11 protein-coding genes are annotated in these 12,361 nt (G+C 63.1%); 2 read left to right on the forward strand and 9 right to left on the reverse strand.

The annotated features are described in order from the left end of the window. Positions 1 to 36: 36 nt before the first annotated feature. Positions 37 to 1,218, reverse strand: coding sequence for a TRAP transporter substrate-binding protein DctP (gene dctP / locus JF545_RS04585; protein ID WP_224908082.1), 1,182 nt, complete (start codon positions 1,216 to 1,218; stop codon positions 37 to 39). Positions 1,219 to 1,808: 590 nt separating this feature from the next. Here dctP and JF545_RS04590 point away from each other — a divergent pair. Further along, positions 1,809 to 1,949, forward strand: a complete 141-nt coding sequence (locus tag JF545_RS04590) for a hypothetical protein (RefSeq protein WP_206939701.1) — start codon at positions 1,809 to 1,811, stop codon at positions 1,947 to 1,949. After that, entirely contained in the window at positions 1,946 to 2,854 is a 909-nt protein-coding gene (locus JF545_RS04595) for a DMT family transporter (RefSeq protein ID WP_206939703.1), read from the forward strand. The genes JF545_RS04590 and JF545_RS04595 overlap by 4 nt, the downstream gene beginning before the upstream one ends. Before the next feature lie 19 nt (positions 2,855 to 2,873). Here JF545_RS04595 and JF545_RS04600 read toward each other — a convergent pair whose 3' ends face one another. The 8 genes from JF545_RS04600 to doeA form a co-directional block, all read right to left on the reverse strand. Beyond that, positions 2,874 to 3,689, reverse strand: coding sequence for a DUF1206 domain-containing protein (locus JF545_RS04600; RefSeq protein WP_206939705.1), 816 nt, complete (start codon positions 3,687 to 3,689; stop codon positions 2,874 to 2,876). Between the two features lie 161 nt (positions 3,690 to 3,850). Beyond that, complete coding sequence (locus JF545_RS04605) at positions 3,851 to 4,792, reverse strand: cyclodeaminase (RefSeq protein WP_206939707.1); 942 nt, start codon at positions 4,790 to 4,792, stop codon at positions 3,851 to 3,853. Between the two features lie 115 nt (positions 4,793 to 4,907). Further along, positions 4,908 to 5,927, reverse strand: coding sequence for a hydroxyectoine utilization dehydratase EutB (gene eutB, locus JF545_RS04610; RefSeq protein ID WP_206939708.1), 1,020 nt, complete (start codon positions 5,925 to 5,927; stop codon positions 4,908 to 4,910). A 131-nt stretch (positions 5,928 to 6,058) separates the two neighbouring features. Further along, positions 6,059 to 7,468: an aminotransferase gene (locus tag JF545_RS04615; protein ID WP_206939709.1), complete on the reverse strand. Its 1,410-nt coding sequence runs from the start codon at positions 7,466 to 7,468 to the stop codon at positions 6,059 to 6,061. Between the two features lie 143 nt (positions 7,469 to 7,611). Continuing rightward, positions 7,612 to 9,081 (reverse strand): NAD-dependent succinate-semialdehyde dehydrogenase, encoded by a 1,470-nt coding sequence (locus JF545_RS04620; RefSeq protein ID WP_206939711.1) that lies wholly within the window; start codon positions 9,079 to 9,081, stop codon positions 7,612 to 7,614. Between the two features lie 243 nt (positions 9,082 to 9,324). Next, entirely contained in the window at positions 9,325 to 9,810 is a 486-nt protein-coding gene (locus JF545_RS04625) for an Lrp/AsnC family transcriptional regulator (protein ID WP_206939713.1), read from the reverse strand. Beyond that, positions 9,807 to 10,823 carry a N(2)-acetyl-L-2,4-diaminobutanoate deacetylase DoeB gene (doeB, locus tag JF545_RS04630; RefSeq protein ID WP_206939723.1) on the reverse strand — a complete coding sequence of 339 codons (1,017 nt, stop codon included), beginning with the start codon at positions 10,821 to 10,823 and terminating at the stop codon, positions 9,807 to 9,809. Before doeB ends, JF545_RS04625 begins: the two co-directional genes overlap by 4 nt. 134 nt (positions 10,824 to 10,957) lie before the next feature. Then, positions 10,958 to 12,157 carry an ectoine hydrolase DoeA gene (gene doeA, locus JF545_RS04635; protein WP_206939734.1) on the reverse strand — a complete coding sequence of 400 codons (1,200 nt, stop codon included), beginning with the start codon at positions 12,155 to 12,157 and terminating at the stop codon, positions 10,958 to 10,960. Positions 12,158 to 12,361: the final 204 nt, after the last annotated feature.

Below are 12,361 nucleotides of genomic sequence, written 5' to 3' on the forward strand. Positions count from 1 at the left end.
ACTCGCGACGCTGGCGCCCCAGCGTCGCGGTTGTCCTCAAGCGTTGAGCTCGAAATCCTTGATGTCTTCTTCGGTGATCAGGGCCACCGCCGGGTCGAGCATGGTGTTGAGGTGGGCGCGGAACAGCTTCGCCGCATCCGGATCCTTGTTGGCCCATTCGAACCACAGCGGGATCGCGGCATCGCGGAAGCGGTCGGCATCCTCTTCTGACAGGTGGATGATCTCGACACCCTTCTCGCGATACTTCGGCCAGGCCTCGGCGTTGGCCTTCTGGATGGCGGCGTAGTGCTCGCGGGAGTAGGCAGCGACCAGGTCGTGCATCAGGTCCTTGGTCTGATCGGACATGCGCTCGTAGACGCGGCGGTTGACCGCGATGTCCATGAGGTCGACCGCCTGGTGCAGACAGGGCGTCGAAGGCGGGCCCATGATGATGTAGTCGGTCACCTGCCAGAAGCCCAGCTCGAAGTTGACCGCCGCACCGGTGTAATCCGCCGCATCAATCGTCCCCTTCTCGAGGGCAGGATAGACCTCTGAGCCAGGCAGCAGCGTGGTACGGGCGCCGATCTTGGCGAAGGTTTCGGCGACGATGCCACCGGGCATGCGGATCTTGACCCCAGCGAAGTCGTCGAAGCTTCTCAACGGCACCTTGGAGTGAATCAGGTTGAGGTCGTGGTGCACGTAGCCCAGCAGTTCCTGACCCTGTTTGCGGTAAAGATCCTTGGCAATACCGAAGCCGCCGTAGGCGCCGAACATCATGTCCCACTGGTGAGGCACGGACAGGCCCATGGGGTAGGCCGTCAGAAACACCCCAGCCGGCATCTTTCCTGGCCAGTAGACGGTGAACCAGTTCTGTCCATCGAGCACCCCATTGCGAACCGCATCGGCTACCTCGAAGGCGCCGGCAACGGCGCCAGCAGGAAAGGGCTCGATCGTCACTTCACCACTGGTGGCCTCGGCCACACCGTTAGCCCATTGTTCGAAGATGCGATAGCCGGTCGTCCCTGGCTGCCAGGACGATTGCATGCGGATGCGAATGCCCTGCTGAGCCTGCACATTGCCGACCCAGGGAGCCGCCACCGCAGCGGCAGAGCCCACCGCCGCAGCCTTGAGGAAGCGGCGGCGATCCGGCGTCACAGGACTGGCAGCGGCCGCATGGGTATCGAGAGGTGTCGTAGACATGCCAGGCTGATCTTGCCGGGACTTGTCGATCGGAGACATGGCAAAACTCCAGGTGGATCGGCACGCCGAGGGTCGGCGGTGCCAGGTGCGTTGTTGTTGTCGATCCATGGCGTCAGCATTGACTACCGCAGGCGTTCCCGGATGGGACCCAGGCCCTGCACGCGTCCATGCGCAGACATCCGCCACCTGACTGCAGGTATTTTCCCAGCGATGCGGCATCAGAGCTTGGGTGATGTGCGGCTCGAGCTGCTGCGCAGCCATATGCCGGCTCACCGCTTTGCTCCTAAAGCCCTGATGGAACGGAGCCCTGATTCACTAGAGCACACACCTGTCGCGGGACGGCTGTCGTCGAAAAAAAGCTAGCGAAAAGCACTAATACGGCCAACGCAGTGTTTCAACGCAAGTGCCTTCTCCGATTGGTCTGACCAGTGCCCATAGAGGCAAAAAAACCCGTAAAAACAACCCAAATCATGGTCTGACCAATCATCTGGCGACGTCTCGACCTACGACCAAAGCACGACAGCGACGGGACATCGGCAGCTCCAGCCCGGCCGTCTTTTCAGGCATCATGGGCTCTGCTTTCACGGCTCGCACCTCTGGGCCCTGGCTTATCGCAAAGGAGCCTCTCCATGGAACGGATCCTGTCTTCTCGGCAGTCGCCGGTATTGCTGCCCTTACTGACCACTGCATCCACCACTTCATGCGCCACTGAATTCGCCACCGTCGCGGCCACCACAGCGCCTGACGTGTGCTCCGAGACGCACCCATGAGCAGCACGAAGACGCTGCCTGGCGGACTGACAGCAGCCATGCCGTTGGTCTTCGTACTGCTGTGGAGTACCGGCTTCATCGGTGCCAAATTCGGCCTGCCCTACGCCGAGCCCTTCACCTTTCTAACCATCCGCTTCATCGCCACCCTGGCGCTGCTGGTGCCGATTGTGTTGCTCACTCGATCGGCATGGCCACGGGGGCTGCGTCTGTGGGGGCACGTCGCCGTATCGGGGTGCCTCGTCCATGGGGCCTATCTAGGCGGCGTGTTCTATGCCATCAGTCTGGGTATGCCGGCGGGGCTGGCCTCTTTACTGGTGGGCCTGCAGCCGCTGCTGACGGCGGCACTGGCGGGCCCATTGCTTGGCGAGAGGCTCACACCGGTGCAATGGCTGGGGCTCGTGATGGGGCTGGCAGGCGTCAGCCTGGTGCTGGGCGGCAAGATGGACCTGTCGGCCCTGTCCTTCGACGGGTTCGGCTGGCCTGCGCTGGCCTGTACGCTGGTCGCGCTGCTGGGTATCGCGCTGGGAACGCTGTACCAGAAGCGCTTTTGCACCGGCATGCCTCTGCTCGGGGGCAGCGTGGTGCAATATCTGGGCGCGCTGGCGCTGCTCGGTGGGGGTTGCCTGCTGCTGGAAAGCCGCGAGGTCGAGTGGACACTGACCTTTGTCCTGACCCTTGGCTGGCTGGTGCTGGTGCTGTCGATCGCGGCCATTCTGCTGTTGATGCTGCTGATCAAGCGCGGAGAAGCTTCCCGGGTCGCCAGCCTGTTCTACCTGGTTCCGCCGGTGACCGCGGTCGAGGCCTGGTGGCTCTTCGATGAAGGCCTGCCGGCGCTATCCCTGGCCGGCATGGTCATCGCCATCGCCGGGGTGGCGCTGACGATCCGTGCCAAGCGCGGCAGGTGATGCGCCGGCACCGGGCGCATCAGTCCACCTTCACCTGTCGGAAGCGAGCATTGATCACACAGTAGGTGCCGTAATTGAGCAGTCCTCCTGCCACCGCGGCCAACCACCATGGGCCAAAGGGCTGGGCGGCCAGAGCATCCAAGGCCCCACCCAGCCCCTCGGCCTGGCCTGGGTCGGCCTGCCAGGCAGCAGCCAGCAGAAAGCCTCCGATCAGTGCGAAGACCACGCCGCGAGCGGCCAGGCCCCAGCGGCTGAGCCCTGACGCGAGGTCTTTCTGGCGCTTGCTCATGTCCTGTCGTCGCCAGCGCTCCAGGTAGCTGGCGGTCAACGCACGCCAAGACTGGCGCACGCCAACACCGATAAAGATCAGGCCCAGTGCGGCTACCAGCCAGAGACCGCCAGGGTGGGACATCAGCATCGCTGTTCGCTCCTCGGCCCCTCCCGTGGTCTCGTGAGGATCATCCAGCAGCTCAAGCCCGTACCAGCCTAGACTGGCGTAGATGAGTCCGCTGATCACCAGCGCCGCCCGTGTGCCCAGGGCCTTCAGACTACGGCCACGATTCTCCACATCGAACAGTCCCTGCAAGCCACGCCAGGCGGCATAGGCATAGAGACCCGCCACCAGTGCCGCCAGCATCAGCGAGCCAAACGGTTGCCGCGCCAGATGAGCCAGGGCTTCCTTGGTGCCGACATTGTCACCGCCCAGTCCCACCGCCCCCAGCGCGGCCAGGATTCCGATCAGCAGATAGACAACGCCCTTGGCGGTATAGCCAAGTCGCGCCAGGATGACGATCCATCTACGCCGATGACGTAGAGGCGCAGGTAGAGAGGGCATGACAGCTCCAGACACTCAAGACCCCTCTATCCTCCGCAAAAAATCTCGTTTCAGCAAAAACGATTGGCAGCGCAGCCTCCCCCAGCGTCTGGAATCGTCCTGATTCGGCCTGTTATTGGCAAACTTGGCCATCACCGCCCTGACGTTCTGGCGATGAGCCGCTAGCCCAGCCGATTCAGGGCATGGGCGGCAATGGCCGTATCCTGCACGCCCGTCCCGGTGAGGTCACACACGGTAATGGTGGCATCGGACAGGCGCAGACGATCCCCACGCGCAATGACCTGGCCCAGTTCATGCACCTTGAACGGCACCTCACGTCCATGAAACGCCTTCAGCTCGCCGTTGGACTCGCTCTGGGCGCGGGTGTCACAGACAAAGGCGTCGGCACGCGTCAGTACGCTTTCGGCCAACTCCCGCTTATCCGAACTGTCCGACCCCATGGCGGTCACATGCACCCCTTCGGGCAGGTCGGCGGCCTCCAGAATCGGTGCCTGGGAAGGCGTGGTAGTGACGATGATGTCGGCCATCGCGCAGGCCTCACGCACACTGCCATGGACGTTCACGGTAAGCCCCGCCCCACGCATGGTCTCGGCGTACTCCTCGGCAGCCGCCCCACGCCGAGACCATACATCGACGATCTCGATGTCACGTACCAGCCGCAGTGCCTCGACCTGCCGGATGGCCTGCTCCCCGGCTCCCAACACGGTGACCCGGCGACTGGAGTCACGGGACAGGTACTTGGCAGCGATGGCGCCCGCCAAGGCGGTGCGCACCATCGTCAGATAGCCCTCATCGAACAGCACCGCATCGACCAGACCGGTGCGGGCCGAGAACACCATCATCAGGCCGTTCAGGCTCGGCAGGCCTATCTTGGGGTTGTCGAAGAACCCCGGGCTGACCTTGATCGCAAAGCGGTCGTGACCACGAATATGGGCGGTCTTGACGTCCACCTCGCCATTGGCCTCCTCTATGGCCATGGACAGGATCGGCGGCTGCACCACCTCGCCTCGCCCCAGCGCAGCGAAGCCCTCTTCGACGGCTGCCAGGGCGTGATGGTCGATAGCGACAGCCTGACGAATCTGTTCGCGGTTGAAGAGCTGCATGCATGGCTCCTTGTCATGGATAGGACACCTGTCACCTATCGGTGCCCTGTGAAGAAAGTCCTGAGGCGGACGCTGGATCAAGCCTTGGTCTCATGTGCGGCCTCAAGTGCGGGCCTCAGCCGCGAGGGCCATCGGCCGCACACCGGCGCGCCTGGTCAAGGGTATCCAGCGAGACGCCATTGCCGGAAAGTACCAGCACAACGCGCTCTCCGCGAACGTCCAGGTGGCCCTGCGCCATGGCCGCCAAACCGACAGCGGCGGCCCCTTCGACCAGGATCTTGTCGTGCTCGAGCAGGTCCACCATGGCCCGGGCGATGGCACGCTCCGACACTTGGCAATGGTCGTCCATCACCTGTTTGACCAGCTCGAAGGTGCAGCGATTGTCCAAGCCGATACCGCCACCCAAGGAGTCTCCCAGGCTCTCGACCTCGTCCACCTCTACCGGATAGCCCGCCGTGAGGCTGGCATGCATGGCGGCCCCCTCGGCCAGGCTGACACCGCTGACGCGGGCAGCAGGACGCACGCCCTTGATCGCGGCCCCAATGCCTCCCAGCAGTCCTCCACCGGACAGCCCCACGATCACTCGGTCAAGCTCGGGCAGATCTTCCAGCAGCTCGACCCCGATGGTGCCCTGGCCAGCCGCGATAAGGGGGTCATCAAAGGGAGGAATCAGCGTCATGCCCTCTTGCTCCACCAATCGCGCCACCTCCATGAAGGCCTCATCCTGGCTGGCTCCCACCTGTCGAACCTGAGCACCCAGGGCCTCGATAGCGGCGACCTTGTTAGCTGGCACCAATCGCGACAGGCAGATCACGGCGGGTACCCCGAGACGCGACGCCGCATAGGCGACCGCACGCCCATGGTTGCCGGTGGAGGCAGTGGTCACGCCACGTGCCAGGGCATCGCGTCCATCTCGCTCCAGCAGCGCGGCGATCATGTTGGTGGCACCACGCAGCTTGAACGCGCCGGTGGGCTGCAAGGTTTCGAGCTTGAGATACACCTCAGCGTCAAAGCGTTCAGACAGCGGTCGCGACAACACCAGCGGTGTACGTGTCACCTGGCCGGCAATCCGGTGTCGGGCCTTGAAGATCTGGTCCAGGCTCACGCCATGGGCAGAGCACGTGGAGGCTTGCATGGCTGTCTCCTTTTATGGCGCGCGACGAAGGCGACCGTCCTCCAGTGCCCCCGCCGCCGCGTAAAAACCGACAGGGGCCGCCTCCCTCAAGGAGACGACCCCATGTCACACACCGCAGATCAGCGCTGACGTCAGGCGGTCTGCAGTACGCCTTCCTTGACCAGCTGATCGGTGACCTTGTTCACGGCACGCTCGGCACGGGCGACAATTTCATCGACCTCGGCGCGGGTAGTGGTCAGCGGCGGCGCAAACCCGAGGATGTCACCCTGCGGCATGGCACGAGCAATCAGGTTCTCCTCGAGCGCCGCGGCGGCGATCCGTGGGCCCACCTTGTGGCTCGCGTCGAAGGCCTGGCGGGATTCAGGATCCACGGCAAACTCCAGTGCCGCCAGCATGCCCACCCCACGGGCCTCACCGACGATGGGATGATCGCCGAACACCGCCTGCATGCGGCTCTGCAGGTAGGCGCCGGTATCACGCGCGTTGCCGGTCAGGTTCTCACGCTCGATGATCGCCAGGTTGGCCAGAGCCGCAGCACACCCCAGAGCGTGGCCGGAATAGGTCCAACCGTGACCGATCGGGCCCAGCTCGCTGGTACCTTGCTCAAGCACTTGCCACACGCGATCCCCCACGATCACCCCGGACAAGGGCTGATAGGCACTGGTCAGGCCCTTGGCGATGGTGATCAGGTCGGGCTTGATGCCATAGGCGTGGCTGCCAAAGTCGGCGCCGATACGACCAAAGCCACAGACCACTTCATCGGCGATCAGCAGGATGTCGTACTTCGCCAGCACCGCCTGGATGGCGTCCCAGTATCCTTCGGGCGGTGGCACGATGCCGCCAGTGCCGAGCACCGGCTCACCAATGAAGGCCGCCACGGTGTCGGGACCTTCCGCCAGAATCATCTCTTCGAGCTTCTCGGCACAATAGGCGGAGAACTCGCGCTCGCTCATGCCGGCCTGCTCTGCACTGCGCTGGTAGTAATGGGGCGCCTCGGTGTGCAGCACGCCGGCCATGGGCAGGTCGAACTGATCATGGAACGCCTTCAGACCGGTCAGCGAGCCGGTGGCCAGGCCAGAGCCGTGATAGCCACGCTGGCGCGAGATGACCTTCTTCTTCTGTGGGCGGCCTAGAACGTTGTTGTAGTAGCGCACCAGCTTCAGCTGGGTCTCGTTGGCATCGCTGCCGCCCAGGCCATAGTAGACCTTGGACATGCCGGGACCCGCCAGCTTCAGAATCTGCTCGGACAGGGCGATCTGAGGCTCATTGGAGTGACCAACGTAGGTGTGATAGTAGGACATCTCCAGCGCCTGCTGGTAAATGGCCTCGGCGACTTCGGTGCGGCCATAGCCGATGTTGACGCAGTAGAGCCCGGCAAAACCGTCGATGAATTCGCGGCCGTCCTTGTCGACGATGTGAATGCCCTTGCCGCCGGTGATGACGCGGCCAGGCGCGTCGCCATGGGCGAAGTCACGCAGGTGCGTCGAGGCGTGAAAGGTGACCTTGCGGTCGCGATCGATCAGGTCCTGATGGGTGCTCATGTGGTTTCCTTGTTTCTTGCCCGTAGCGCTTACCGCTCTCGCCGAGAGAACGGATCAGCGGTTTCGTCATCAATGTCGACCCGTACCTGCTACGGGCCGACCGTCCTGCCGCGGTCATGTCGTCCATCACCGCAGGCTGTCATCTAGCTGCCAGAGACCGAGCCCAGTGCGCCGAGGCAGTAGTACTTGGTTTCCAGATATTCATCGATACCGGTGGCGCCACCTTCGCGTCCCAGGCCCGACTGCTTGACGCCCCCAAACGGCACGGGAGGACCGGTCATCTTGACCGAGTTCACCGACACCATGCCGAACTCCAGGGCGCGCAGCAGTTTCCAGATCCGCCTGATGTCATGGGTGTAGACATAGGCGGCCAGCCCGTACTCGGTGTCATTGGCCAGAGCGATCACCTCATCGTCATCGCGGTAAGCCGTCACGCCTGCGACCGGAGCAAAACACTCCTGACGCCATACTTTCATGTCCTGGGTCACGCCTGTGAGCAGCACCGGCATGAAGAAGTTCTCTCCCGGAGCATCCGTCTGATCCCCGGCGACCAAGGTGGCACCGCGGGAGACGGCGTCGTCCACGGTGGCACGGGCGTTTTCCACCGCCCGGCGGTGAATCAACGGCCCCAGGTCCACTTCGCTGAGCATCCCGTCGCCCACGGTCAAGGCGGCCATACGCTCGCTAAAGTGCGCCACGAAGGCGTCGTGGATCGACTCGTGCACCAGGATCCGGTTGGCCGCCAGGCAGTCCTGCCCCGCGGTCTGGAACTTGGCCGCCACGGCGGCCAGGGCCGCTTCCTTGGGGTCCATGTCCGGGCCCACGATGAAGGGCGCGTTACCGCCGAGCTCCATCGACACCCGCTTGACCGTCGGCGCGGATTGCTCCAGCAACAGCCGCCCCACACGGGTGGAGCCGGTGAAGGACACCGCCTTGACCCGGTCCTCGGCGCACAGCAGCGATGACACCTGGGCGGCATCCCCCAGCACCACATTGAAGATGCCCGCCGGGATTCCGGCACGCTCGGCCAGCTCCGCCAGGGCCAAGGCAGAGAACGGCGTCTCGTTGGCCGGCTTGACGATCACCGGGCACCCCGCCGCCATGGCTGCTGCTGCCTTGCGGGTGATCATCGCCAGCGGAAAATTCCATGGCGTGATCAGCAGCGCAATGCCGACCGGCTCCTTGATCGTCCCCAGCGCCGCGTTGGGAATGTGGCTGGGAATCGTCTCGCCGTAGGTTCGCTTGCCCTCCTCGGCGAACCAGCGCACGAAGCTTGCCCCATACTCCACTTCTCCACGCGCATCGGGCAGCGGCTTGCCCTGCTCGAGCGTCATGATCGTCGCCAGATCTTCGCGGTGCTGCTGCAGCAAGTCGTACCACGCCAGCAGACGTTCGCAGCGCTCGTCGGCGCGCAGGGCTCGCCACTGGGCGAAGGCCTCGTCGGCCACGTCCACACTACGACGGATCTGGGCCGGCTCGAGCAGCGGGATATGACCGATCACCTCACCATTGGCGGGGTTGATCACCGCTTCTTCGCGGCCTTCATCACCGTGGGTCCACTTGCCACCGATGTAGGCATACTGACGAAACAGACGCGGATCGCTGAGCTTCATGACGCTACCTCCCTAGTCGGTTCCGTCGTCTCATCAGGGGGACGGAACACCTGTATCAATGCCATGGCAGGCGCCACGCAATGACGTCATGGTAGGGGAGATATCAGGGACGGACTTTTTGAAGCCGCCGCTGGAAGATGGCATTTTTTTTGTCCCGACTCGCTACATCGAGGTTTTTTCTGCCATGCAGGTTTGTGCAAACCGATGACCCAGGCAGGCCCCTGACGAGGCCCGGCCCGAGCCTCAAGTAGCGCTGCTGTTCAGGGCGTCGATATCGACCCCCTGGCGCGGCGCCTTGACCTGCTTGGTCACGATGTAGGTGAAATAGCGCTCGATCCCGATGTCCGACGTCAGCCAGTCATCGATCAATCGCTGATAGGCGTCGATGGTCTCGGTCTCGACCTTGATCAAGTAGTCAACCCCTCCGCCGACGGCCACACATTCCGTCACCTCGTTGGTCGCATGAATCAAGGCCTCGAACCGCTGGAAGCTCTCGGCGTTATGGGCCTTGAGCTCGATCTGCACCCATACGGGGGTGCGCCGAACCAATGCGGCGGCATTGATTCTGGCGCAATAGCCTTCGATGACGCCGGCCTTCTCCAGACGCCTCACCCGCTCCCAGCAGGGGCTGACCGAGAGGTTGATGGCTTCGGCCAGCCGCGACTTGGTGATGCGCCCGTCCTGGGACAGGATGGACAGTATCTTGAGATCGTAACGGTCAAGTTTCATGACTCGCCCAGGGATTCCACCACTTCCGCGATCACCGCAATGGTGTCCCCCATGTTGACCTGTGCCGGAAAGCGACGGGCCGCCAGGATGCCATCGCGTTCGGCCCGATACTCGATGGGCTTGGCACCGCTGCGCGTCATGTCATACACCCTTGCAATCACATCACCGCGTTGAACGCTGTCGCCGAGGGCGTGGGTCAGTTCGAGCAGCCCGGTGTGTTCACTCTGCACGTAGCAGCTGGCATCCGGCATATCGAGATAGACCTGGGTCTCGGGCATCGCTACCTCACCCTGCTTCAAGCCGAAGTGAATCAAGATATTGTCGATGCCGCGCTCGGTGATGGCGAGGCTCTCGGGGGTCGAGGTGCCACCGCCACCCAGCTCGGTCGCGATGAAGACCTTGCCCTGACTTTCCACCACCGTATCGAACAGGGCCGCTGCATCGAGTTCGAACATCATCATGGCGTAGGGAGCGCCAAAGGCCTTGGCGCCTTCCAGCGCCTGACGCTGCTGCTCGGGGTTGTCGAGCACATGGGATGCACCAAACGGAATAATATCGAGGGTGCGGCCGCCAGAATGCAGGTCCAGCACGATATCGGCCATCGGCACCATTTCGCGAGTGAAATAGTCGGCGATCTTTTCCGTGACGCTGCCGTCGGGGTCTCCCGGAAAGCTGCGATTGAGGTTCCCGCCATCCATCGGTGAGGTGCGTCGTCCTACCTGGGCTGCTGGCGTGTTCATCATCGGTACGATGATCACCCTCCCCTGCACCTCTTCCGGCTTGAGCGATACCGAGAGTTTCTGCAGCGCCGTAATGCCCTCGTACTCATCACCATGGTTGCCACCGGTCAACAGCGCCGTGGGGCCCTCGCCATTGGCCACCACCGTCACCGGAATCATCACCGCTCCCCAGGCCGACTCGTCGTTGGAAATCGGCAGTTTGAGAAAACCGTGCTGAACGCCCTGGGCGTCGAAATCGACGGTCGCGGAAATCGGGCTCTTGCGCTTGCTCATGGGAACTCCAGAACAGAATCTGCGGAAAGCATGTCGATGCCGTCATGGGCACCGGATTATCGTGAGATCGCATCCGGCGCTGTGGTCCTGTCATGGCAACGGGACAGCAGCGCCGCAGCGGCCAGGGGAAACGCCTACTTGACGAATAGCTGACGCGGGAAGTTGGCCAGGGGCTCAGCCCCGTTTTCGGTGATCAGGATGCTTTCGGTAATCTCGAGCCCCCAGTCATCCATCCACATGCCCGGCATGAAGTGGAAGGTCATGCCCGGTTCGAGGATGGTATCGTCAGACGGGCGCAGGCTCATGGTACGCTCGCCCCAGTCCGGGGGATAGCTGATGCCGATGGGGTATCCGCAGCGGGCGCCCCCCCGGTCAAAGCCGTACTTGTCCATCGCCGCGCCGAGTGCCAGAGCGATATCGGCGGTACGATTGCCCGGCTTGGCCACCGCAAGACCGTTTTCGATACCTTCCAGCAAGGCCGACTCACCGCGCACGAACTCCTTGGGCGGCTTGCCCAGAAACACCGTGCGCGACAGCGGGCAGTGGTAGCGCTTGTAGCAGCCGGCAATCTCGAAAAAGGTGCCTTCCCCCTCGCGGAAGGGAGTGTCGTCCCAGGTCAGGTGCGGTGCCGCGGCGTCACTGCCCGTCGGCAGCAGCGGGACGATGGCCGGATAGTCACCGCCATAGACCTGACCGGTGCTGTCGGTCCAGCCTTCGATGCCGACACGATAGATTTCCGACACCAGCTTGGACTTGGCCAGCCCCGGCTCGATCATCTCGAGGATGCGCGAGTGCATGCCCTCGACGATACGCGCCGCCACCCGCATGTACTCGATCTCACGCGGAGACTTGATCGCTCGGCACCAGTTGACCAGTGCATTGGCATCCTGAAAACGCGCGTGGGGCAGTTCCTTGACCAGACTCTGATAGGCCTTGGCGGAGAAGTAGTAATTGTCCATCTCCATGCCGACCACCCCTTCACACCATGCCCGGTCAGGCATGATCGACTGCGCCAGATACTCCATGGGGTGCATGTCGGGGTTCTGGACGTAATAGTCGGGGTAATAGGTGATGTTGTCCGGATCCATCCAGCAGGTGCGCAGCGCACCGTTGCTGTCCTGACGCCGGCCGTACCACACGGGCTCGCCCTCGAGCCCCAGCAAGACGCACTGATGTACGTAAAAGGACCAGCCATCGTAGCCCGTCAGCCAGGCCATGTTGGACGGATCGCTGACGATCAGCACATCGATGCCTCGCATCGCCATCTCGGCACGCACCTTCTGCAGGCGCTGAGCGTATTCCTCACGAGTGAACGGCAGGGATACCTGAATCATGAAACCACTCGCCAAACAATGTCATCACCGAAAACCGGGCAACTAGAGGCCCGGCGCGCCCTTGCAGATGCCTTGAACGAACCGGCGTCAACCGCTGCCGAAGATGGGCCTGGGGCCTCGCCGCTTTCGTTCAATGTCTGCTTGATGCGGCATTGCTTCCCCTGTAGCGTGCGGAGGAAAGAATTGTCATGACAATCGTCATGA

This window comes from Halomonas litopenaei, assembly GCF_017303055.1.
GTDB classification, from domain to species: domain Bacteria; phylum Pseudomonadota; class Gammaproteobacteria; order Pseudomonadales; family Halomonadaceae; genus Halomonas; species Halomonas litopenaei_A.

Excerpts from the sequence above, each read along its gene's own strand:
- dctP (WP_224908082.1), bottom strand. The coding sequence starts at position 1,218 with ATGTCTCCGATCGACAAGTCCCGGCAAGATCAGCCTGGCATGTCTACG.
- JF545_RS04590 (WP_206939701.1), top strand. The coding sequence starts at position 1,809 with ATGGAACGGATCCTGTCTTCTCGGCAGTCGCCGGTATTGCTGCCCTTA.
- JF545_RS04595 (WP_206939703.1), top strand. The coding sequence starts at position 1,946 with ATGAGCAGCACGAAGACGCTGCCTGGCGGACTGACAGCAGCCATGCCG.
- JF545_RS04600 (WP_206939705.1), bottom strand. The coding sequence starts at position 3,689 with ATGCCCTCTCTACCTGCGCCTCTACGTCATCGGCGTAGATGGATCGTC.
- JF545_RS04605 (WP_206939707.1), bottom strand. The coding sequence starts at position 4,792 with ATGCAGCTCTTCAACCGCGAACAGATTCGTCAGGCTGTCGCTATCGAC.
- eutB (WP_206939708.1), bottom strand. The coding sequence starts at position 5,927 with ATGCAAGCCTCCACGTGCTCTGCCCATGGCGTGAGCCTGGACCAGATC.
- JF545_RS04615 (WP_206939709.1), bottom strand. The coding sequence starts at position 7,468 with ATGAGCACCCATCAGGACCTGATCGATCGCGACCGCAAGGTCACCTTT.
- JF545_RS04620 (WP_206939711.1), bottom strand. The coding sequence starts at position 9,081 with ATGAAGCTCAGCGATCCGCGTCTGTTTCGTCAGTATGCCTACATCGGT.
- JF545_RS04625 (WP_206939713.1), bottom strand. The coding sequence starts at position 9,810 with ATGAAACTTGACCGTTACGATCTCAAGATACTGTCCATCCTGTCCCAG.
- doeB (WP_206939723.1), bottom strand. The coding sequence starts at position 10,823 with ATGAGCAAGCGCAAGAGCCCGATTTCCGCGACCGTCGATTTCGACGCC.
- doeA (WP_206939734.1), bottom strand. The coding sequence starts at position 12,157 with ATGATTCAGGTATCCCTGCCGTTCACTCGTGAGGAATACGCTCAGCGC.